General features: G+C 73.2%; 21 protein-coding genes and 1 pseudogene. 14 read left to right on the plus strand and 8 right to left on the minus strand.

Annotated elements, in window-relative coordinates:
• The first annotated feature begins 2 nt into the window (after window positions 1-2).
• On the plus strand, window positions 3-713 hold the full coding sequence (gene bioD / locus ACWD1Z_RS09295; protein WP_451116946.1) for a dethiobiotin synthase: 711 nt from the start codon (window positions 3-5) through the stop codon (window positions 711-713).
• Between the two features lie 144 nt (window positions 714-857).
• Complete coding sequence (locus ACWD1Z_RS09300) at window positions 858-1,544, plus strand: class I SAM-dependent methyltransferase (protein ID WP_451116948.1); 687 nt, start codon at window positions 858-860, stop codon at window positions 1,542-1,544.
• A gap of 15 nt (window positions 1,545-1,559) precedes the next feature.
• Here the strand turns inward: ACWD1Z_RS09300 and ACWD1Z_RS09305 are convergent, their stop codons facing one another.
• The gene (locus ACWD1Z_RS09305; RefSeq protein ID WP_451116950.1) at window positions 1,560-1,934 is read right to left on the minus strand and encodes a fic family toxin-antitoxin system, toxin component; all 375 of its coding nucleotides are present in this window, start codon (window positions 1,932-1,934) and stop codon (window positions 1,560-1,562) included.
• A gap of 4 nt (window positions 1,935-1,938) precedes the next feature.
• Window positions 1,939-2,166 carry an antitoxin gene (locus tag ACWD1Z_RS09310; RefSeq protein WP_451116952.1) on the minus strand — a complete coding sequence of 76 codons (228 nt, stop codon included), beginning with the start codon at window positions 2,164-2,166 and terminating at the stop codon, window positions 1,939-1,941.
• A gap of 134 nt (window positions 2,167-2,300) precedes the next feature.
• Between ACWD1Z_RS09310 and ACWD1Z_RS09315 the strand changes: the two genes are divergently transcribed.
• The 8 genes from ACWD1Z_RS09315 (at window position 2,301) to mug (ending at window position 11,575) form a co-directional block, all read left to right on the plus strand.
• Window positions 2,301-3,116: an ABC transporter ATP-binding protein gene (locus tag ACWD1Z_RS09315; RefSeq protein WP_451116953.1), complete on the plus strand. Its 816-nt coding sequence runs from the start codon at window positions 2,301-2,303 to the stop codon at window positions 3,114-3,116.
• Between the two features lie 4 nt (window positions 3,117-3,120).
• Window positions 3,121-5,688 (plus strand): ABC transporter permease, encoded by a 2,568-nt coding sequence (locus ACWD1Z_RS09320; RefSeq protein ID WP_451116955.1) that lies wholly within the window; start codon window positions 3,121-3,123, stop codon window positions 5,686-5,688.
• 57 nt (window positions 5,689-5,745) lie between these two features.
• A complete protein-coding gene (locus tag ACWD1Z_RS09325; RefSeq protein WP_451116957.1) occupies window positions 5,746-6,171 on the plus strand; it encodes a GNAT family N-acetyltransferase in 426 nt (141 codons plus the stop codon).
• A 146-nt stretch (window positions 6,172-6,317) separates the two neighbouring features.
• Window positions 6,318-7,664, plus strand: a complete 1,347-nt coding sequence (locus ACWD1Z_RS09330) for a hemolysin family protein (RefSeq protein ID WP_451116959.1) — start codon at window positions 6,318-6,320, stop codon at window positions 7,662-7,664.
• Window positions 7,661-8,674 (plus strand): hemolysin family protein, encoded by a 1,014-nt coding sequence (locus ACWD1Z_RS09335; RefSeq protein ID WP_451116961.1) that lies wholly within the window; start codon window positions 7,661-7,663, stop codon window positions 8,672-8,674. Before ACWD1Z_RS09330 ends, ACWD1Z_RS09335 begins: the two co-directional genes overlap by 4 nt.
• A gap of 60 nt (window positions 8,675-8,734) precedes the next feature.
• Window positions 8,735-9,511, plus strand: a complete 777-nt coding sequence (locus ACWD1Z_RS09340; RefSeq protein WP_451116963.1) for an SGNH/GDSL hydrolase family protein — start codon at window positions 8,735-8,737, stop codon at window positions 9,509-9,511.
• A gap of 73 nt (window positions 9,512-9,584) precedes the next feature.
• Window positions 9,585-11,027, plus strand: coding sequence for an adenylosuccinate lyase (gene purB, locus ACWD1Z_RS09345; RefSeq protein ID WP_451116964.1), 1,443 nt, complete (start codon window positions 9,585-9,587; stop codon window positions 11,025-11,027).
• Entirely contained in the window at window positions 11,024-11,575 is a 552-nt protein-coding gene (gene mug, locus ACWD1Z_RS09350) for a G/U mismatch-specific DNA glycosylase (RefSeq protein WP_451117154.1), read from the plus strand. Before purB ends, mug begins: the two co-directional genes overlap by 4 nt.
• Here the strand turns inward: mug and ACWD1Z_RS09355 are convergent.
• Genes ACWD1Z_RS09355 through ACWD1Z_RS09365 form a run of 3 tightly spaced genes read right to left on the minus strand, consistent with a single transcriptional unit; the run spans window position 11,553 to window position 13,641 of the window.
• Window positions 11,553-11,936: a hypothetical protein gene (locus ACWD1Z_RS09355; protein WP_451116965.1), complete on the minus strand. Its 384-nt coding sequence runs from the start codon at window positions 11,934-11,936 to the stop codon at window positions 11,553-11,555. The genes mug and ACWD1Z_RS09355 overlap by 23 nt on opposite strands.
• 56 nt (window positions 11,937-11,992) lie before the next feature.
• Window positions 11,993-12,718 (minus strand): ABC transporter permease, encoded by a 726-nt coding sequence (locus tag ACWD1Z_RS09360; RefSeq protein ID WP_451116967.1) that lies wholly within the window; start codon window positions 12,716-12,718, stop codon window positions 11,993-11,995.
• On the minus strand, window positions 12,715-13,641 hold the full coding sequence (locus ACWD1Z_RS09365; RefSeq protein WP_451116969.1) for an ABC transporter ATP-binding protein: 927 nt from the start codon (window positions 13,639-13,641) through the stop codon (window positions 12,715-12,717). Before ACWD1Z_RS09365 ends, ACWD1Z_RS09360 begins: the two co-directional genes overlap by 4 nt.
• A 108-nt stretch (window positions 13,642-13,749) precedes the next feature.
• Between ACWD1Z_RS09365 and ACWD1Z_RS09370 the strand changes: the two genes are divergently transcribed.
• From ACWD1Z_RS09370 to ACWD1Z_RS09380, 3 genes are all read left to right on the plus strand, one after another.
• Window positions 13,750-14,904: a sensor histidine kinase gene (locus ACWD1Z_RS09370; protein WP_451116970.1), complete on the plus strand. Its 1,155-nt coding sequence runs from the start codon at window positions 13,750-13,752 to the stop codon at window positions 14,902-14,904.
• Window positions 14,905-14,918: 14 nt separating this feature from the next.
• Window positions 14,919-15,581 (plus strand): response regulator, encoded by a 663-nt coding sequence (locus tag ACWD1Z_RS09375; protein WP_451116971.1) that lies wholly within the window; start codon window positions 14,919-14,921, stop codon window positions 15,579-15,581.
• A gap of 121 nt (window positions 15,582-15,702) precedes the next feature.
• Window positions 15,703-16,860, plus strand: a complete 1,158-nt coding sequence (locus ACWD1Z_RS09380; RefSeq protein ID WP_451116973.1) for an ROK family protein — start codon at window positions 15,703-15,705, stop codon at window positions 16,858-16,860.
• A 64-nt stretch (window positions 16,861-16,924) separates the two neighbouring features.
• Here ACWD1Z_RS09380 and ACWD1Z_RS09385 read toward each other — a convergent pair whose 3' ends face one another.
• Entirely contained in the window at window positions 16,925-17,686 is a 762-nt protein-coding gene (locus ACWD1Z_RS09385; RefSeq protein ID WP_451116975.1) for a GntR family transcriptional regulator, read from the minus strand.
• Window positions 17,687-17,807: 121 nt separating this feature from the next.
• A complete protein-coding gene (locus ACWD1Z_RS09390) occupies window positions 17,808-18,782 on the minus strand; it encodes an RNA polymerase sigma-70 factor (protein ID WP_451116977.1) in 975 nt (324 codons plus the stop codon).
• Window positions 18,783-18,966: 184 nt separating this feature from the next.
• Between ACWD1Z_RS09390 and ACWD1Z_RS09395 the strand changes: the two genes are divergently transcribed.
• Window positions 18,967-19,797: an alpha/beta fold hydrolase gene (locus ACWD1Z_RS09395; protein ID WP_451116978.1), complete on the plus strand. Its 831-nt coding sequence runs from the start codon at window positions 18,967-18,969 to the stop codon at window positions 19,795-19,797.
• Between the two features lie 102 nt (window positions 19,798-19,899).
• Here ACWD1Z_RS09395 and ACWD1Z_RS09400 read toward each other — a convergent pair.
• Window positions 19,900-20,685, minus strand: a pseudogene (locus ACWD1Z_RS09400) (DMT family transporter); the annotation flags it as partial.
• Between the last annotated feature and the right edge of the window lie 18 nt (window positions 20,686-20,703).

Here is a 20,703-nt window from a genome sequence, read left to right on the forward strand (position 1 = left end):
AAATGACGATTCTGGTGATCACCGGCACCGGCACGGAGATCGGCAAGACGGTCACGACCGCCGCCGTCGCCGCCACGGCTCTCGCCGCCGGGCGCACGGTGGCCGTGCTGAAGGCCGCGCAGACGGGGCTGCGGCCGGACGAGCGCGGGGACGCCGACGAGTGCGCGCGGCTCGCCGGAGCGGTGACGACGGCGGAACTCGCCCGCTACCCCGAGCCGTTGGCCCCGGCGACGGCGGCGCGCCGGGCGGGGCTGCCGCCGGTGCGCCCGCACGAGATCGCCGAGGCCGCCGCGAAGCTGGCCACCGAGCACGACCTGGTGCTGGTGGAAGGGGCGGGCGGACTGCTGGTCCGCTTCGACGACGAGGGCGCCACGCTGGCCGACGCCGCCGAACTGATGGCCGCGCCGGTCCTGGTGGTGGCGTCGGCGGGCCTGGGCACGCTGAACGTCACCGAGCTGACGGCCCGTGAACTGCGGTCACGCGGGGTGGACTTGTCCGGTGTGGTGATCGGCAGCTGGCCCGACGCCCCCGATCTGGCCTCGCGTTGCAATGTGACGGATCTGCCGGACGTGGCCCGGGCACCGTTGCTGGGAGCCCTCCCGGCCGGGTCCGGGGCGCTGGCACCGGCCGACTTCCGTACGGCGGCTCCGACGTGGCTCGCTCCCGAGCTGGGCGGGACGTGGGACGGCGGGGCGTTCCGGGACGGCATCTGATTGCCCGGGTGCCGGGAAGCCCGGTGACTGTGGCTGTGACGTGGGCCGGCTCCGTCCGCGGGGTTCCGTGGGTGCACAGCGGGGGTGGGTCGGGGCCGACGGGGGGACAATCGGGGTAGTGCCCGTCCTGCCCGGGAGGTCCTCATGCCCCTTCGGTCCGCCCGTACCGGCAAGGTGCCGCGGGATGCCGTGCACCATCCGGTGTTCGCCCGCTATTACACCCGCATCAGCGTGACCGCCGAGACGAAGCTGGGCATGGGCGCCGTACGCGACCGGCTGCTCACCGGTCTGTCCGGGCGGGTGATCGAGATCGGCGCGGGCAACGGCCTGAACTTCGCCCACTATCCGGGCACCGTCTCGGAGGTCGTGGCGATCGAGCCGGAACGGGTGCTGCGGAAACTCGCCGTGGAGGCGGCCCTGCGCGCCGAGGTTCCGGTGGACGTGGTGCCGGGCGCGGCGGAGGCCCTGCCGGTCAAGAGCGAGGCGTTCGACGCGGCGGTGCTCTCGCTGGTGCTGTGCAGCGTCCGTGATGTGCCGCGCGCGCTCGGGGAGATCCGGCGGGTACTGCGGCCGGGCGGCGTCGTGCGGTTCCTCGAGCACGGCCGGGGCGGCGGACGGGTGATGACGTTCACCCAGCGGGCACTGGACCGTACGGTGTGGCCGCTGGTGACCGGCGGCTGCCATGTGGGCCGGGAGCCGATCGCGTCCCTGCGCGGCGCGGGGTTCGAACTCGGCCCCTACCGGCGGATGCTGGTCCCCGAGAAGGGGCCGGTGCTGCCGACGTCGTACTGCGTGCTGGGCACGGCGTGGCGGCCCGGCGCCCCGGACTGATCACCGCGTCGCGGCTCACTCGCACCACTGCCGCAGTTCGTCCGCGATGCCCTGCACCGTGGCCGCACCGCTCTTGACCAGCCGGGCCAGTTCGCGGACCTGTTCCGGCGAGGTGACGACCTTCAGGTCGCCGGCGACCAGATAGGCGTAGGCCACGGCGGAGGCGAACAGGGCGTTGGAGCGCTCCAACGCGGGGACGTGGATGAGCAGTTGGAGCAGTGCCGCGGCGCGGGCGTACGGGCTGTCGTAGACGGGGACGTCGAAGATCTCGGCCTCGTGCCGGGCGACGGCGGCGATCAGCGCGCCCCAGTCGGTGACCTGCGGATCCCCGGGGGTGTTCTGCTCGGCGAGCATCAGCAGCCAGGCGAGGTCGATCCTCACGGTGCTCAACGGATCAGCGACGGCCTTCGCGCTCGGCGCCGAACTCCTCGGCGAACACGGACTCGTACTGCTTCATGAAGTCGGCGGCGGCCTCCACGAAGGTGTGGCCGGCCTCGCCGGTGTCCTGCCGGACCAGTTCCTCGATGTAGCGGTTGACGCTCATGCCGCGCGCGAGGGCGCGTCCGCGGGCCGCGCGGGCGGTGCCCTCGTCGACGCGGACGTTCAGCTGGGTCTTCGCCATGTCTCGAAGCCAGCGCCGAGACGCTAGCAGTGGCAAGGGGGTCATTCCTGGGGTGGAGACCGGCTCGGACCCACGGGGGATATCCGGTGTGCGCCGGATCACACTACGCTCGGGGCCCTGACAAGGACGTCGCGATGTCCAGGATCGAGGAGGCACCCTTGTCCACTCCTGCTTCGGCACACGACCCGGCCGACGGGATCGCGGCAAGGGCCCGCGGTCTGACCAAGGCCTACGGCTCGGGCGAGACGACGGTGCTGGCCCTGGACGCGGTGGACGTGGACATCGCGCGCGGCCGCTTCACCGCGGTCATGGGCCCCTCCGGCTCCGGCAAGTCCACGCTCATGCACTGTCTCGCCGGGCTCGACAACGTCTCGGCCGGACAGGTCTGGCTCGGCGGCACCGAGATCACCGGCCTGAAGGAACGCGAGCTGACCCGGCTGCGCCGGGACCGGATCGGGTTCATGTTCCAGTCGTTCAACCTCATACCGACGCTGAACGCCGCCGAGAACATCACCCTGCCCATGGACATCGCGGGCAAGAACCCCGACGAGAAGTGGCTGGACCAGGTGATCGACACGCTCGGTCTGCGGGACCGCCTCAAGCACCGGCCCGCCCAGCTCTCCGGCGGCCAGCAGCAGCGCGTCGCCTGTGCCCGGGCCCTCGCCTCCCGTCCCGAGCTGATCTTCGCCGACGAACCCACCGGCAACCTGGACTCGCGGGCCGGCCTCGAAGTGCTCGGGTTCCTGCGCGACGCCGTGGACCAGCTCGGGCAGACCGTCGTGATGGTCACCCATGACCCCGGCGCCGCCGCCCACTCCGACCTGGTGCTCTTCCTCGGGGACGGACGCATCGTCGACGAGATGGCCCGCCCCACGGCGGAGGCGGTGCTGGAGCGCATGAAGCGGTTCGACGTGATCCGGGGGGCCGCCGACCCCTCCGAGGAGGACTGACCCGGTGCTGAAGGCGACCCTGCGCAGCTTCCTCGCCCACAAGGGGCGGCTGCTGCTCTCCGCGCTCGCGGTGGTGCTGTCCGTCGCGTTCGTCGCGGGCAGCCTGATCTTCTCGGACACCGTCGGCCGTACTTTCGACCGGCTCTTCGCCTCGACCGCGGCCGATGTCACGGTCAGCCCGAAGGAGAACCTGGACGAGGCGATCCCCTCCGGATTCACGCCCACCCTGCCGGCCTCCCTGGTGGACCGGGCGGCCCGGGTCGAGGGCGCCGCCTCGGTGCGGCTCGAGGTGGACGTGGAGGGCATCACCGTCGCCGACGAGGACAACGAGTCCGTCGGGCCGACCACCGGCGCGCCCACCATAGGCACCAACTGGAGCCCCAGCGACCGCAGTCCGGTCGAGCTGACGTCGGGGCACGCGCCCGAGGGTCCGGGCCAGGTGCTGATCGACGCGGACACCGCCGACTCCCGGAAGGTCGGCATCGGCGACACGCTGACGGTCATCGCCGCGCCGGGCTCGTTCCAGGCCGAGGTCGTCGGCATCGCCACCTTCACCACCACCAACCCCGGCGCCGCGCTGGTCTTCTTCGACACCAAGACCGCGCAGACCAGGCTGCTGGGCGACGCGGACGCCGCCACCAGCATCTCCGTCGAGGCCGCGGAGGGCGTCAGCGACCCGCAGCTCAAGCAGCGGGTCGCCGAGGCCCTCGGCGCCGGCCGCTACGACGTCCGCACGGCCGACGAGCAGGCCGAGTCGGACGTCGAACAGCTCGGCGGATTCCTCGACATCATCAAGTACGTGATGCTCGGCTTCGCCGGGGTCGCCGTGCTGGTCGGGGTGTTCCTGATCGTCAACACCTTCTCGATGCTGATCGCCCAGCGCACCCGCGAGCTGGGCCTGCTGCGCGCGCTCGGCGCGGACCGGCGCCAGGTGCGGCGCTCGGTGCTCACCGAGGCGTTCCTGCTCGGGTTCGTCGGCGCCACGCTGGGGCTGGCCACCGGGATCGGGCTGGCCATCGGGCTGATCGAGCTGATGGGCCTGCTCGGCATGAACATCCGCTCCGCGGACATGGTGATCGGCTGGGCCACCCCGGTCTCGGCGTACGTCGTCGGCCTCGGGGTCACCTTCGTCGCCGCCTACCTCCCGGCCCGGCGCGCGGCGACCGTCTCCCCGATGGCGGCGCTGGCGGACGCCGAGATCGCCGGGGTGGGCCGGCCGCTGCGGGTGCGCGCGGTGGCGGGCACGGTCGTCGGGGCGCTCGGCGTGGCCGCGCTCGTGGGCTGCGCCACCGCCTCCGAGACCTCCTCGTCCGCCTCCCTGCTCGGCCTCGGTGTGCTGCTGACCCTGATCGCGACCGTGATCGCGGGGCCGCTGCTGGTGCGGCCCGTGATCCGGGTGCTGGGCGGGGCGTTCCCGGCGCTGTTCGGCCCGGTCGGCCGGATGAGCCAGCGCAACGCCCTGCGCAATCCACGCCGTACCGGCGCCACCGCGGCGGCCCTGATGGTGGGGCTGGCGCTGGTCGGCGGGATGTCGGTGGCGAGCGCCTCGATGACCGAGTCGTTCGACGAGCAGATCGACAAGACGCTGGGCGCCGACTTCGTCGTGCAGAACACCAACTTCGTGCCCTTCCCCCGGGAGGTCACCGAGAAGGTGCGCGACACCGACGGCGTCGGCCTGGTGGTCCGCTCCCAGCTCGCGCCCGTCGCGGCACGGCTCCCCGACGGCGACCGTGTCGAGACGACCGCCGCGGGCTACGACCCGCAGCTCGACGAGGTCGCCAACATCACCTACGCCCAGGGCGACACGGCCGCCGCGCTCGCCGAGGGCCGCATGGCCATGGACCGGGAGTTCGCCCGGGACCACGGGGTGCGTGTCGGCAGCACGATCCCGCTGGAGTTCCAGGGCGGGCGCACGGCCGAGCTGACGGTGGCGGCGCTGACCGACCAGGACTCCGCCGACGGCTTCGGCACCCAGGGCGGCATGTACGTCGGCCTGGGCACCCTGGAGCGGTACGCGCCGGGCGGCCAGGAGTCCGCGGTGTACGTCAACGCGGCGTCCGGCACCAGCGCCGACGACCTGCGCGCGAATCTGGAGCGGACGCTCGACACCTATCCCCAGGTGCAGGTCAGGGACCTGGCCGACTACAAGGAGCTGGTCCGCGACCAGATCGCGGTCCTGCTGTACCTGGTCTACGCGCTGCTCGGGCTGGCGATCGTCATCGCGGTGCTCGGTGTGGTCAACACCCTCGCCCTGTCGGTCGTGGAACGGACCCGGGAGATCGGCCTGCTGCGGGCGATCGGCCTGTCCCGGGTCCAGCTGCGCCGGATGATCCGCCTGGAGTCGGTGGTGATCGCGGTGTTCGGGGCGGTGCTGGGGCTCGCCCTCGGCCTGGTCTGGGGGGTGTGCACCCAGCAGGTGCTGGCCCTGCAGGGCATGACCGCGCTGGCGATTCCGTGGGGCACGATCGTCGCCGTGGTGGTCGGCTCGGCGGTGGTGGGCATCGTGGCGGCCCTGCTGCCCGCGCTGCGCGCCTCGCGGATGAACGTGCTGACGGCCATCGCGCACGAGTGAGTGTCCGGACTGCGGAATCCCGGGCCCGCCGCCGAGGCCGCGTGATGTGATCATGGCATGACTGATCTACGGATACGGGCCGCCGGCCCCGAGGATCTGGACGCCGTACTGGCCTTCTGGAAGGTCGCCGCCGAGGGCACCAGCATCAGCGACGACCGGGACGGGGTGGAGCGGCTGGTCGACCGCGACCCCGAGGCGCTGATCCTGGCCGAGCGCGGCGACGCGTTGGCCGGCACGGTGATCGCGGGCTTCGACGGCTGGCGCTGCCATCTGTACCGGCTGGCGGTGCACCCGGACCATCGCCGCCAGGGCATCGGCGCGGCCCTGCTCGCCGCCGCCGAGGAGCGCTTCGTCCGGCTCGGCGGCCGGCGCGGGGACGCCATGGTGCTCCAGCGCAACGAACAAGGGCAGCATGCCTGGCGCGCGGCCGGGTATGTGCCGGAGGAGCAGTGGCGGCGGTGGGTCAAGCCCCTCACGGACTGACTCTTTTGCTGCTCCTTTACCCTTGGGGGACCACTTACGGTCCTCCAACGAAAGGTGTGTGAGCGTCCGCCCATGGGCGAGCCTCCCAGTACGCGACATCGCGCGTTCCCAGCCACCCTGTCCGATCATGGGACGGAGGTGACCCGATGACCGAAGTGCTTCTGCTGCTCGTGGCGATTCTGCTCTCACTGGCCTGCGGCGCCTTCGTCGCCGCCGAGTTCTCGCTCACGACCGTGGAGCGCGGCGAGCTCGAAGCGGCCGTGGAGCGCGGCGAGCGGGGCGCCTCCGGGGCCTTGAAGGCCGTACGGAACCTGACGTTCCAGCTGTCCGGTGCCCAGCTCGGCATCACTGTCACCAACCTGGTGGTCGGCATGCTCGCGGAGCCGTCCATCGCACGGCTGCTCGCGGGGCCGCTGGAATCGCTCGGCGCCTCGTCCGCCACGGCGAGTTCGATCGCCCTGGTGATCGGCACCGCGCTGTCCACGGTGGTCCTGATGGTCGTCGGCGAACTGGTCCCGAAGAACTGGGCGATCTCCTCGCCGCTGGCCGTGGCCAAGCGCGTGGGCAACGCGCAGCGCTGGTTCAGCGCCGCCTTCCGCCCGTTCATCACCCATCTGAACAACACCGCCAACCGGATCGTCCGCCGCTTCGGCGTGGAGCCCGCCGAGGAGCTCGCCTCCGCGCGCGGTCCCCAGGAGCTGGCGGCGCTCGCCCGGCACTCCGCCAAGGAGGGCGCCCTGGAGGCGGACACCGCCGAGCTCTTCGTGCGGACCCTGAACCTGGCGGATCTCACCGCGGAGAACGTGATGACCCCGCGCGTGCAGGTCATCGCGCTGGAGGCGTCGGCGACCTGCGAGGACGTGGCGAACGCCACCCGCGCGACCGGCCTGTCCCGGTTCCCCGTCTACCGCGGCAGCCTCGACTCGGTCGTGGGCACCGCGCACATCAAGGACGTCCTGGCCGTGCCCGCCGCCCGGCGGCCCCGGGTACGGGTCGCCGAGCTGATGCGCGAACCGCTGCTGGTGCCGGAGACCCTCACCGTGGACCGGCTGCTGGACCGGCTCTCCGGCAAGCGCACCATGGCCGTCGTCATCGACGAGTACGGCGGTACGGCGGGCGTGGCCACCCTGGAGGACATCGTCGAGGAGGTCGTCGGCGAGGTGCGCGACGAGCACGACCCGCACGAGACCCCCGACCTCGCCCCCGCCGGCAGCGACGACACCGGCCGCGCCCTGTTCTCGGCCGACGGCTCCGCCCGCGTCGACCAGCTCGCGCGCGTGGGCCTGCGGGCCCCCGAGGGGCCGTACGAGACGCTGGCCGGGCTCGTGGCGAACGAACTCGGCCGGATCCCCGAGACCGGTGACCGCGTACAGGTCGCCGGCTGGCAGCTGGACGTCACGGACGCCTCGGGGCACCGGGCGGCGCGGGTGCTGATGCGCGCGCCGCTGGACGAGGCCATGGCGGGCGCGGACGACAAGGAGGGGACGCTGTGACCGCGATCCAGTTGCTGATCGGTCTGGCGACCCTCGTCGTCAACGCCTTCTTCGTCGGCGCCGAGTTCGCGCTGATCTCGGTGCGCCGCAGCCAGATCGAGCCGTACGCCGAGGAGGGCGACCGGCGCGCGAAGAGCGTGCTGTGGGGTCTGGAGCACGTGTCCGCGCTGATGGCCGCGGCCCAGCTCGGCATCACCCTGTGCACCCTGGTCCTCGGTGTGGTCGCCGAACCGGCCATCGAGCACCTGCTGGAGCCGTTGTTCCACGCGGTGGGCATGCCGGCGGGCGCGGGACACGCGGTGTCCTTCGTGATCGCGCTGGCCCTGGCGACGTATCTGCACATGCTGCTCGGCGAGATGGTGCCCAAGAACATCGCGCTGGCCGAGCCGGTGCGCAGCGCGCTGCTGCTCGGGCCGCCCCTGGTGGCCCTGTCCCGGGGGCTGCGCCCGGTGATCTTCACCATCAACGCCTTCGCCAACGCCCTGCTGAAGCTGTTGCGCGTGGAGACCAAGGACGAGGTCACCGCGACCTTCTCGGACGCCGAGCTGGCCCGTCTGGTGCGGGACTCCGGCGAGGCGGGCCTGATCGACGACCGCGCCCGGGAACGGCTGCACGACGCCCTGGAGCTGGGCCGCCGGCCCGTGCGGGACGTCGTCCTTCCGCTGGAACGCGTCGTCTACGCGCGCGTGGGCGTCACGCCGGAGCAGCTGGAGGGCCTGTCGGCCGACTCCGGGTTCTCCCGCTTCCCGGTGGTCGACGAGGGCCGCCGCATCGTCGGCTACCTCCATGTGAAGGACGCGCTGGACGCCTCGCCGCGGGACCTGCCGTTCCGGGTGCCGGACATGCGGCCCATCGCGCGCGTGCGGGAGAGCACACCGCTCGATGACGTGCTCACCGCGATGCGCGGCAGCCGTACCCACCTGGCGGCGGTACTCGGGGACGACGGACGGCTGTCGGGCCTGGTGACCATGGAGGACGTGCTGCGGGAGCTGTTCGGCCAGCGCGCCTGACGGAGGATCCCGAGGCGACCGACCGACGGGTATGCGCCTCGGGATACCCTTTTCCCCGCCATGGAGACGAACCCCTCTTACACCAGCATGGTCGCCCTCGGCGACTCCTTCACCGAAGGCATGTCGGACCTGCTCCCGGACGGAACCTACCGGGGCTGGGCCGACCTCCTCGCCACGCGGATGGCGGCCCGGGCGCCCGGCTTCCGGTACGCCAACCTCGCGGTGCGGGGCAAGCTGATCGGCCAGATCGTCCAGGAGCAGGTCCATGTCGCGGCGGCCATGCAGTCCGACGTGGTGACGCTGGTCGGCGGCCTCAACGACACCCTGCGCCCGAAGTGCGACATGGGCCGGGTGCGCGCACTGCTGGAGGAAGCCGTGGAGCTCCTCGCGCCGGCCTGCAAGCAGCTGGTGCTGATGCGCAGCCCCGGCCGCCAGGGCCCGGTGCTGCAACGGTTCCGGCCGCGCATGGAGGAGCTGTTCACTTACATCGACGACCTGGCCGGACGGCACGGCGCACTCGTGGTCGACCTCTACGGCGCCCCCTCGCTCGCCGACCCGCGCCTGTGGGACGTGGACCGGCTGCACCTGACCGCCGAGGGCCACCGCCGGGTCGCGGAGGCGGTCTGGCAGACACTCGGCTACGAGCCGGAGGACCCGGAGTGGCGCACTCCGCTGCCCGCCTCGCTGCCGCCGGGCTGGGCCGGCCGACGGGCCGCGGACGCCCGGTTCGCCCGGCAGCACCTGCTGCCGTGGATCGGCCGCCGCCTCACCGGACGCTCCTCGGGCGACGGCCTGCCGCCCAAGCGGCCGGACCTCCTGCCGTACGACCTGCGGTGACCTGCGTCTCGTAGGTTCCGCCGAAGGGGCCCGCGGCGCCGGCCTGCACGAACCGCCAGTAGAATCCGGTCACGTGACTTCAGCGCCCGTCAAGCCCCGCATCCCGAACGTCCTCGCCGGACGCTACGCCTCCACCGAGCTCGCCACGCTCTGGTCCCCCGAGCAGAAGGTGAAGCTCGAGCGTCAGCTCTGGCTCGCCGTGCTGCGGGCCCAGCAGGACCTCGGGATCGAGGTGCCGGACCAGGCGCTCGCCGACTACGAGCGTGTCCTCGACACCGTCGACCTGGCCTCCATCGCCGAACGCGAGAAGGTCACCCGGCACGACGTGAAGGCGCGGATCGAGGAGTTCAACGACCTCGCCGGGCACGAGCACGTGCACAAGGGCATGACCTCCCGCGATCTGACGGAGAACGTCGAGCAGCTCCAGATCCGGCTCTCCCTGGAGCTGATGCGCGACCGCACGGTGGCGGTCCTCACGCGCCTCGGCAGGCTCGCCGGCGAGTACGGCGAGCTGGTCATGGCCGGCCGCTCGCACAACGTGGCCGCGCAGGCCACCACCCTCGGCAAGCGCTTCGCGACCGCCGCCGACGAGCTGCTCGTCGCCCACGCCCGGGTCGAGGAGCTGCTCGGCCGCTACCCGCTGCGCGGGATCAAGGGCCCGGTCGGCACCGCGCAGGACATGCTGGACCTGCTCGGCGGTGACGCCGCCAAGCTCGCCGAGCTGGAGCAGCGGATCGCCGGGCACCTCGGCTTCTCGCAGGCCTTCACCTCGGTCGGCCAGGTCTACCCGCGCTCGCTGGACTACGAGGTCGTCACCGCGCTGGTGCAGCTGGCGGCGGCGCCGTCCTCGCTGGCCAGGACGATCCGTCTGATGGCCGGCCACGAGCTGGTGACCGAGGGCTTCAAGCCGGGCCAGGTCGGCTCCTCCGCGATGCCGCACAAGATGAACACGCGGTCCTGCGAGCGCGTCAACGGCCTCATGGTCATCCTCCGCGGCTACGCCTCGATGACCGGCGAGCTGGCGGGTGACCAGTGGAACGAGGGCGACGTGTCCTGCTCGGTGGTGCGCCGGGTCGCGCTGCCGGACGCGTTCTTCGCGCTGGACGGCCTGCTGGAGACGTTCCTGACGGTCCTCGACGAGTTCGGCGCTTTCCCCGCCGTCGTCGCCCGTGAGCTGGACCGCTACCTGCCGTTCCTCGCCACCACCAAGGTGCTGATGGGCGCGGTGCGCGCGGGCGTCGGCCGTGAGGTCGCGCACGAGGCGATCAAGGAGAACGCGGTCGCCTCCGCGCTCGCCATGCGGGAACAGGGCGCGGAGCGCAACGAGCTGCTCGACAAGCTGGCCGCGGACGAGCGCATCCCGCTGGACCGCGCTCAGCTCGACGCGCTGATGGCCGACAAGCTGTCCTTCACGGGCGCCGCCGCCGATCAGGTCGCCACGGTGGTGGGCCGGATCGAGGAGATCGTCAAGCAGCGGCCGCAGGCGGCCGGTTACACCCCCGGAGCGATCCTCTGACGCGCTTCACGCCCGCGGAGCTGGAGGCCGCCCGCGACCGTCTGGTACCGGACGTGGTCGCGGACGGCCTCCGCGTGCTGTTCTGCGGCATCAACCCCGGGCTGATGACGGCGGCCACGGGCCATCACTTCGCCCGTCCCGGCAACCGCTTCTGGCCTGCCCTGCACCTGTCCGGGTTCACGCCGAGGCTGCTGAAGCCGTCGGAGCAGGGGGAGTTGCCGTCGTACGGGCTCGGCATCACCAACGTCGTGGCGCGGGCGACGGCTCGCGCGGACGAGCTGAGTGCCGAGGAGTACCGGGAGGGCGGGCGGCTGCTGACCGCGAAGGTCGGCAGGCTGCGGCCGGTGTGGCTGGCGGTGGTGGGGGTGACGGCCTACCGCGCGGCCTTCGACGACCGCAAGGCCCGGGTGGGGCCGCAGGAGCGCACGATCGGGGACACCCGGGTGTGGGTGCTGCCCAATCCGAGCGGGCTGAACGCGCATTGGACCCTGCAGACGATGGCGGAGGAGTTCGCCCGGCTGCGGATCACGGCGGATCCGTCGTCGTGACCACCACGTGCACCTGGGGATGCCCGGTGTCCTGGTCGACGACCGTCAGGACCACCCAGCGGCCGGCCACTTCCCAGGTCCGCAGTTCTGTCGCCACCGCGCTGAGCATGCCCCACGGCTCGGGTATGGGCTCCCCGCGCGCGGCGCGCTCGACGAGCGTGGTGGTGCCCCACCGCGACGGTTCTCCCCACCGCTCGGTCAGCCGCTCGGTCATGGCCGCCTCGTAGGCGTAGCAGTCCTCCGCGCTCCGCCAGGGGCGCGGCCCTAAGACGGCCTGGCGGTAGCGGTCTCCGTCCGGCTGCGCGGGAACGACGCCGGTGCGGAGCCCGTCGATCAGGGCGAGGTCCTTCGCGATGTCCATGTGATCCAGTAAACCGGCCGCCACTGACAATTGGCGCGGCGTCAGCCGACGACCGGTCAGGCGTCCCGTCGTCGCACGCTCCAGGCCCCGGCGACCAGGGCGGCCGCCGTCCACAGCGCGGTCACCGCGAGCCCCGACCACGGGCCGAGCGTCCCGTCGTACGTCTCGTGCAGGGCGACCTGGCCCGCCCTGTCGGGCAGGAAGTCGGTGGCTGTGCCGGCGGCGTCGCCGAGGACGAAGGAGACGACGAGCACGAACGGGATCAGCAGGGACAGCGTGGCCACGCCACTGCGCAGCAGGGCCGTGAGCCCGGCCGCGAACAGGGCCATCAGCGTGAGGTAGAGCGCGGATCCCAGGACACCGCGGGCCTGTTCGCCCGCGGTGAGGCCGCTCGCCGCGTCGCCGAGCCCGGCGCGGCCCACGGCGAGGGCGGCCAGTGCCGTGGCCGCTCCCACGGCCAGGGCGGGTACGGCGATCGCCGTCATCTTGGCCGCGAACCACCGTCCGCGCCGCGGGACCGCGGACAGCGACAGCCGGAGCGCGCCCGTGTGGTACTCGGCCGAGACGGCCAGCGCGCCGAAGCTGATCGCCGCGATCTGGCCGGGCAGCACCCCGGACAGCGCCGTGAACAGCGGGTCGAGGCCGGGCTCCGGGGTCTCCGCCGAGGCCAGCGCCGAGAACGCCGTCGTCGCGGCGAACAAGGCCAGAAGCGTGCCGTACAGGGAGCGCAGGGTGCGGATCTTCAGCCACTCGGCGTGGAGGGCGGGGGCGAACGTCGTCATGGCCGGGCCTCCTGCGTGGGTGCGGTGAACTCGGTCTCGGCGGCCGTGAGATCGAGGTAGGCCTGCTCCAAGGTGGCCTCCTCGGCGGCGAGTTCGAGGAGGGGGACGCCCGCCTCGGAGACGACACGGCCGATGTCGTCCACGCGTGCGTGGTGCACGGTCCAGTGCCCGTCCTCGTGCCGCACGGGGTCGTGGCCGGCCCGGGAGAGGGCGGCCCTCAGGGCGGTCGCGTCCGTCGTGCGGATCCGGACCCGCGGCCGCACGCGCGCGTGGATGAACTCCCGCATCGGGGTGTCGGCGAGCAGGCGGCCCCGGCCGAGGACCACGAGGTGGTCGGCGAAGGAGGCGGTCTCGTTCATGAGGTGGCTGGAGACCAGGACCGTGCGCCCCTCCCCGGCCAGCGTGCGCAGCAACCCCCGGATCCAGATGATGCCTTCGGGGTCCAGGCCGTTGGACGGTTCGTCGAGCAGGATCACCTCGGGGTCGCCGAGCAGCGCGGCGGCGATGCCGAGGCGCTGGCGCATGCCCAGGGAGTACGTCTTCACCCGGCGCCGGGCGGCCGCGGCGAGGCCCGTCTGCTCCAGCACCGACTCGACCCGGGCCCGCGGGACGCGGTTGGCGGCGGCGAGGACGCGCAGGTGGTCCCGGCCGGTACGCGAGCCGTGCGCGGCCTGGGCGTCGAGCAGGGCGCCGACCCGGCGCAGCGGCTCGTGGAGTTCGGGGTAGCGGCGGCCGCCGATGGTGGCGGTGCCGGAGGTCGGCCGGTCGAGGCCGAGGACGAGCCGCAGGGTGGTGGACTTCCCGGCGCCGTTCGGGCCGAGGAAGCCGGTGACCCGGCCGGGGAGCACGCTGAAGGTGAGGCGGTCCACGGCTCGGCGGGTTCCGTACTCCTTGGTGAGGGCTTGGACTTCGATGCTGGTCATGGCCTCAGCGTGGGGTGTCGCGGGGGGCCGGGGCCTCCCCCGCGCGTGGAGATCGTCTCCCCCGTGCGGGGGAGGCCCGGTGTCAGTGGCGGCTGGCACGATGACGCGATGGTCCGCATCTTGCGCCCGCTGCTGCGGGGGACGACGTACACCCGCCTGCTGCACCTGTGGGTGCCGATGCTGATCGTCAGCGTGTGGATGTTCATCGACCCGTCGACTCCCTGGGTGCCCGCGCTGGTGCTGCTGCCGGTCGGTCTGATCCCGGCCGTCCGCAGGGGCGAGGGCGTGCAGGCGCGGCTGCTGCTGATGCCGGCCGACGAGGAGCCGGTCATCTCCGTCAAGGCGTCGGCGAGCCGGCGGGACCGGCTGCGTACCGTGCTGTGGCTTCAGGTGCGCATGGTGCTGGGTGCGGTGGCGATGTTCGCCACCGTGTGGCTGCCCGTCCTCACGGTGGAGCTGGTGCAGGTCGCGGTCGGCGGGAACCCCGGGGACACCCCGGTGCTGCGGGACGCGCGACCGCACTGGGCGTACGCCCTCCTCGCGCCCTTCCCCCTCGTCCTGCTGTACGGCGTGGTGACGGGGCTGGGCGAGCTGGTGACCCATGCCGCCCGCCGGCTGCTCGGCCCGTCCGCCGCCGAGCGGCTCGCCGCCCTGGAGGAGCGCACCGAGCAGCTGCTGGAGCGCAACCGCATCGCCCGGGAACTGCACGACTCGATCGGCCACGCGCTGACCGTCGCCGTCGTCCAGGCCGGAGCGGCGCGCGCGGCCGGCGACCCGGCGTTCACCGACCGGGCCCTGGGCGCCATCGAGGAGACCGGCCGGGCCGCGCTCGAGGATCTGGAGCGCGTGCTGGGCATCCTCCGGGAGTCCGACCGGCCCGTGAGCGGCCGGCCGACCATGGTGGACGCGGACCGGCTGCTGGAGTCGGCGCGTGCGTCCGGGGCGAAGGTCGACGCCGAGATCACCGGCCCGCTGGACACGGTGCCCGGGCCGGTCTCCCGCGAGGGGTACCGCATCCTCCAGGAGTCGCTGACCAATGTGCTGCGGCACGCGGGAGCGGTCCCCGCAGGGGTGCGCGTCGACGTCACGGACCGCGCGCTCGTCCTGGAGGTCCGCAATCCGCTGACGGCCGGGACACCCGGCCCGGGCCGGGGCAGCGGGCTGCGGGGCATACGGGAGCGGGCCGCCCTGCTCGGCGGGCGGGCCCGCACCGGCCCCGCCGACGGTGACTGGCAGGTGCACGTCGAGCTGCCGTTGCGCTGAACTACGCTGGCCGGATGCCGGTCACCGTTCTCCTCGTCGACGACGAACCCCTCGTACGCGCGGGCCTGCGGGCCGTGCTGGACGCGCAGCCGGACATCGAGGTCGTCGGGGAGGCCGCGGACGGTGCGGCGGTGATCCCGCTGGTGCGGAGCCTGCGGCCGGACGTCGTCGCCATGGACGTACGGATGCCGCTGCTGGACGGGATCGAGGCCACGCGCGCGGTGCTGCGGACCATCGACGGTCCGCCGAAGATCCTCGTGGTGACGACGTTCGAGAACGACGAGTACGTCTACGAGGCGCTGCGCGCCGGGGCCGACGGGTTTCTGCTGAAGCGGGCCCGGCCCGCCGAGATCGTGCACGCGGCCCGGCTGGTCGCGGAGGGCGAGTCGCTGCTGTTCCCGGCGTCGGTGCGGCAGCTCGCCGCCGCGCACGGCGAGGACGGCGGCAACCCCGCCGCGCGCGCGGCGATGGAGCGGGCGCAGCTGACCGAGCGGGAGGCGGAGGTGCTGCGGCTGATGGCGCGCGGGCTGTCCAACGCGGAGATCGCACAGCGGCTGGTGGTCGGCACCGAGACGGTGAAGTCGCATGTGAGCGGCGTACTGGCGAAGCTGGGGGCCCGGGACCGGACGCAGGCGGTGATCGCGGCGTACGAGTCGGGGTTCGTGGCGCCGGGTTGATCCGGCGCCCGGGACGGTCCGGACGGACCGGTCGGTAGGCCGCAGGTTGCCCGGCGCTCGCCGGGGTCCGCCGGGCCGAGTACGATCCGGCCAACACGCGCACGAGCTGGGAGGACGGACGGTGGGGCGGCTGACCGGCGGGGATCCCTCGCTGCTGCGAAGGATCAACTCCGCGGTGGTGCTGCACGCGCTGCGTGCCACGGACTGCGCGACGCTGACCGAGATCACCCGGGTGACCGGGCTGTCCCGGCCGACCGTCGAGGGCGTGGTCGAGGACCTCATCGGCACCGGCTACGTCGTGGAGAAGGCCGCCGACGACAGCGTCGCGAGGCGTCAGGGGCGGCCGGCCCGGCGGTACCGGTTCCGGGCCGAGGCCGGGCATCTGCTGGGCCTGGACATCGGCCCGCACCGGGTGGCCGCGCTCCTGTCCGACCTCGACGGCCGGGTGCTCGGCTCGATCGCCAAGGACGTCGAGGAGACGGCCGACGCCGACGAGCGGCTGGAGAAGCTGCGGACCGCGGTCGCCGAGCTGCTGCGCCGGGCCGGGGTGGCACGCGGCTCGCTGCGGGCCGTGGGCGCCGCGACACCGGGGATCGTGGAGGCGGACGGCACGGTACGGCTGAGCACGGCGCTGCCGCAGTGGTCGGGGCTGCCGTTGGGCGAGCGGCTGAGCCGGTCCTTCAAGTGCCCGGTGCTGGTCGAGAACGACGCCAACGCCGCCGCCGTGGCCGAGCACTGGAAGGGCGCGGCGACCGAGTCCGACGACATCGTGTTCGTGCTGGCGGGGCTCAGTCCGGGCGCGGGTTCGCTGATCGGCGGGCGGCTGCACCGGGGGTTCGGCGGGGCGGCGGGCGAGATCGGCGCCCTGCACCTGCTGGGCCGGGAGGCGACACCGGAGACCTTGCTGTCCACCACGGACGAGCCGCTGCACCCGCTCGACGAGCAGGCGGTCGCCGAGGTGTTCGCCAAGGCGCACAAGGGCGACCGGCGGGCCCGCGCGGCCGTGGACCGGTTCAACCACCGGCTCGTGCACGACGTGGCCGCCCTGGTGCTGGCGCTCGACCCGGAACTGGTCGTCGTGGGCGGCTGGGCGGCCGGTCTGGACGGCGTACTGGAGCCGCTGCGCCGGGAGTTGGCGCGCTACTGCCTGCGGCCGCCGAAGGTCACGCTGTCCCTGCTCGGCGAGGCGGCGGTCGCGACGGGGGCGCTGCGGCTGGCGCTGGACCATGTGGAGGAGCAGCTGTTCGCGGTCGAGGGGACGGTCACCGCACGCCGTTGACCGTGCGACGCCTCGCGCCCCGGTGGAGTTCCGGGGCGCGAGGAGTGATGCGGTCTGACTGTGCTCACGATGCCCGGCGTTCGGGGCCCTCGTGGATCTCCACACCGCCGGAGTCGCCGAAGGTGAGCCGGCAGGTGTCCGCCCGGTAGGTGGCCACCGACAGGGCCGCGGTGCGGCCCTCGGCGACGTAGCGGGTGGTGACGACGAGGACGGGCGCCCCGGGGAGCCGGTCCAGCTGCTTGGCGTCGTCCGCGCGGGCCGAGCCGAGCTCGACGGCCCGCTCCCGGCCCTCGAGTTCCCGTCGCTGCAGCTCGCGCAGTACCGCACGCGCGCGTGCCGCTCCGGCGGGCGCGTCGATGGCGGTCAGACCGGGCACCGAGGACGCGGGCACGTAGAGCAGTTCCGCGGCGACGGGCTGGCCGTGCGACACCCGCGAGCGGCGCACCAGGTGCACCGCCTCGTCGGTGCCGGTCTCCAGGGCCGCTGCGACGGACGCGGGCGGCACCTCCAGGGTGCTGTCGACGGGCTGCCAGTCGTCTCCGGTCCCCCCGGGCCAGACGTGCTGCTCGGTACCGACCGCGACCCCCACGCGCGGCGGCGCCACCGTCGTGCCGACCCCGCGGCGACGCTGCAGCCTGCCTTCCAGTTCGAGCTGTTCCAGAGCCTGTCGGAGCGTGGCGCGGGCCACGCCGAAGCGAGCGGCGAGATCGCGTTCGTTGGGCAGGATCTCGCCCACCGCGAACTCGGAGTCCAGCGCCTCGCTGAGCACGGTCTTGAGATGCCAGTACTTCGGTTCCGGCACCGGTTCCAGTTGCGTGGTCCCCACCCTGTCCTCCGCAATCGCCGTGGTCCGGCAGCGTTTCAGCGCCTTGTTTATTAAAGGTTGTTGCACTTCTCTGCGACCATAGGGCGGCCCCCACCCTTGGTCAATACCAATCCTCGGCCCCTTATGGGCGGCGCGTCGGCCGTGCGGCAGAGCGTTCATGGGGCGTTCGCACGGGGCTGTTTTCCTGACGCGACGGCAAAGATCCGTCGCCTCGGCCGAGCTCCAGCGACCGCAGCTTGTCGGGGTTGCGGATGACGTAGATCGACTGGATGCGGCCTTCCAGGACCTCCAGCTGGAAGACGCTGTCGGGCCTGCCGTCGCCCAGGGCGAGCACGGCAGGGCCGCCGTTGACCTCCAGGAAGCGGAACGACACGTCGGGTACGCCCTTGTCCGCGGCGCCGACGAGGAAGCGGCCCACCTTGTCGGCGCTCTCCACGACGCGCAGGGGCGCCCGGGACTTGCCACCGCTGTCGCCGACCAGACGTACGTCCGGGGCGAGCAGGGCCATGAGTCCTTCCAGGTCGCCCTCGGAGGCGGCGGCGAGGAAGCGTTCGGTGAGGTCACGGCGTTCGGCGGGGTCGACGTCGTAGCGGGGCCGGCGCTCGTCGACGTGCCGGCGCGCCCGCCCGGCGAGCTGACGGACCGCGGGCTCGCCCCGGTCGAGCATCGAGGCGATGTCCGCATACGGGTAGCCGAAGGCCTCCCGGAGCACGAACACCGCCCGCTCCAGGGGCGACAGCGACTCCAGGACGACGAGCACGGCGAGGGAGACGGTGTCGGCGAGCACGGCCCGTTCGGCGGTGTCCGGAACGGTGTCGCCGAAATCGGTGACGTACGGCTCCGGCAGCCAGGGCCCGACGTACGCCTCGTTGCGTGCCTTGAGCCGGCGCAACCGGTCGATGGCCAGGCGGCTCGTGACCCGTACCAGGTAGCCGCGCGGGTCGCGCACCTCGGCGCGGTCCGCGGCCGTCCAGCGCAGCCAGGCCTCCTGGACCACGTCCTCGGCGTCGGCGACGCGTCCGAGCATGCGGTACGCGACGTCCAGGAGGACGGGGCGGTGCTCTTCGAAGACGTCGGTCACGGTGTCGGTGCTCACGCCACCATCCCAGCCGACCTGCCCGGCCGTGTCCAGGCGAGGCATCGCAGACGCAAAGAACACCGCTCGAATCACGCCGTGTTCACGGCCGCCGACAGCGTGCGCGCCCGGGGTCTACCCGTCGGTAGTAATTGCTGACAAGCTGTCTACGACGTTCGACGAGTCCCAGACGAGGAGCACTCCATTGTCCGCCACCGTCTCCTTCGAGGTCCCCTCCGCGCGGGGCCCGCGGCCCGTGACCCTCTCCTACGCGCGCGTGGGCCGCGGCGAGCCGCTGCTCCTGCTGCACGGCATAGGTCACCATCGGCAGGCCTGGGACCCGGTGCTGGACATCCTCGCGACCGAGCGTGAGGTGATCGCCGTCGACCTGCCCGGATTCGGCGCGTCCCCCGCGCTGCCCGAAGGGCTCGCGCACGACCTGCCCACGATGACCGCCGCGCTGGGCGCCCTGTGCGAGGCGCTGGAGATCGGGCGGCCGCATGTCGCGGGCAACTCGCTGGGCGGACTGCTCGCCCTGGAACTCGGCCGGGAAAAGCTCGTGCGGTCCGTCACCGCCCTGTCCCCCGCCGGGTTCTGGACGCAGGCCGAACGCCGGTACGCCTTCACCCTGTTGCTGTCGATGCGGCGGATCGCCCGCGGCATGCCGCTGCCGCTGGTTGAGCGGCTGTCCCGCACGGCGGCCGGCCGCACCGCGCTGACCAGCACCATCTACGCCCGGCCGCACCGCCGTTCACCCGAGGCCGTGGTCGCCGAGACGCTGGCCCTCGCCAACGCCACGAGCTTCACCGAGACCCTCCGGGCCGGGAACGCGGTCCAGTTCACCGATGACATCCCCGGCCTTCCGGTCACCGTGGCCTGGGGCAGCAAGGACCGGGTGCTGATCCGCCGCCAGGGGGTCCGCGCCAAGCGGATCATCCCCCGCGCGCGGCTGATCCGACTGCCCGGCTGCGGTCACGTCCCGATGAACGACGACCCCGCGCTCGTCGCGCGCGTGCTCCTCGACGGCAGCCGCTGAGGCGGCGGCCGCCGGCCCGCGCCGGGCGAACGCGCCCGACCCCAGGGCGACTCCGGCGCCGACCAGGGCGCTGCCCGCGGCCTGAGCGGCGCCGTAGGAGCCCGTGCCGACCAGCGGCGCGGTGCAGGCCGCGGCGACCGGGATGAGGCCGGAGAACAGCGTGGCGCGCTCGGCGCCGATCCGCTGCATGCCCATGTACCAGCAGACGAAGCCGATCACGGTGACGATCACCGCCTGCCACAGCAGCGCGGCCGTCTCGGTGGCGTCCGGCCGGCGCAGCCACCCGGTGCCGTCGACGAGCAGCGCGGCCGTCGCGGACTCGACGGCGGCGACACCGCACACCGTGGCGGACAGCAGCCGCGGGCCCAGGGGGCGCAGGACGGGCACGGCGAGGACGGCGAACCCGACCTCGCCGACCAGCGCGCACACCGAGAAGGCGATGCCCGCCGCGTCCGTACGGCCCCAGCCCTGGACGGTGAGGGCGCCGACGGCGACGAGGGCGGCCCCGTACAGCACGACCCGCTGCGGACGGCGGCCGTCGAGCAGCGGGACGAGGACGGCGACGACCACCGGGGCGCAGCCCACCAGCACGCCCGGGACGGCCGGTTCGGCGGTGCGTTCGGCGGCGATGACGGCCAGGTTGAACCCGACCATGCCGACGGCCGCGAGCAGCGCCAGGCGTCCCCACTGGCGGGCGGTGAGCCTCCTCAGCCGGGCCGTGGCGCCCCGGCCGGCGAGCGGGACGAGCAGCAGACAGGCCAGGCCGTAGCGCAGGAACTGGCCGCCCGCGTACGGGTAGTCGCCGAGGACGCTGTTGGCGGTGAAGGACCCTCCGACGAGGACACAGGCGAGCGCGGCGAGCAGGGACCCGCGCGTGGTGGAGTTCATGGGAGCGACGCTAGGAAG

The sequence above is a fragment of the Streptomyces sp. NPDC002784 genome, from assembly GCF_053592135.1.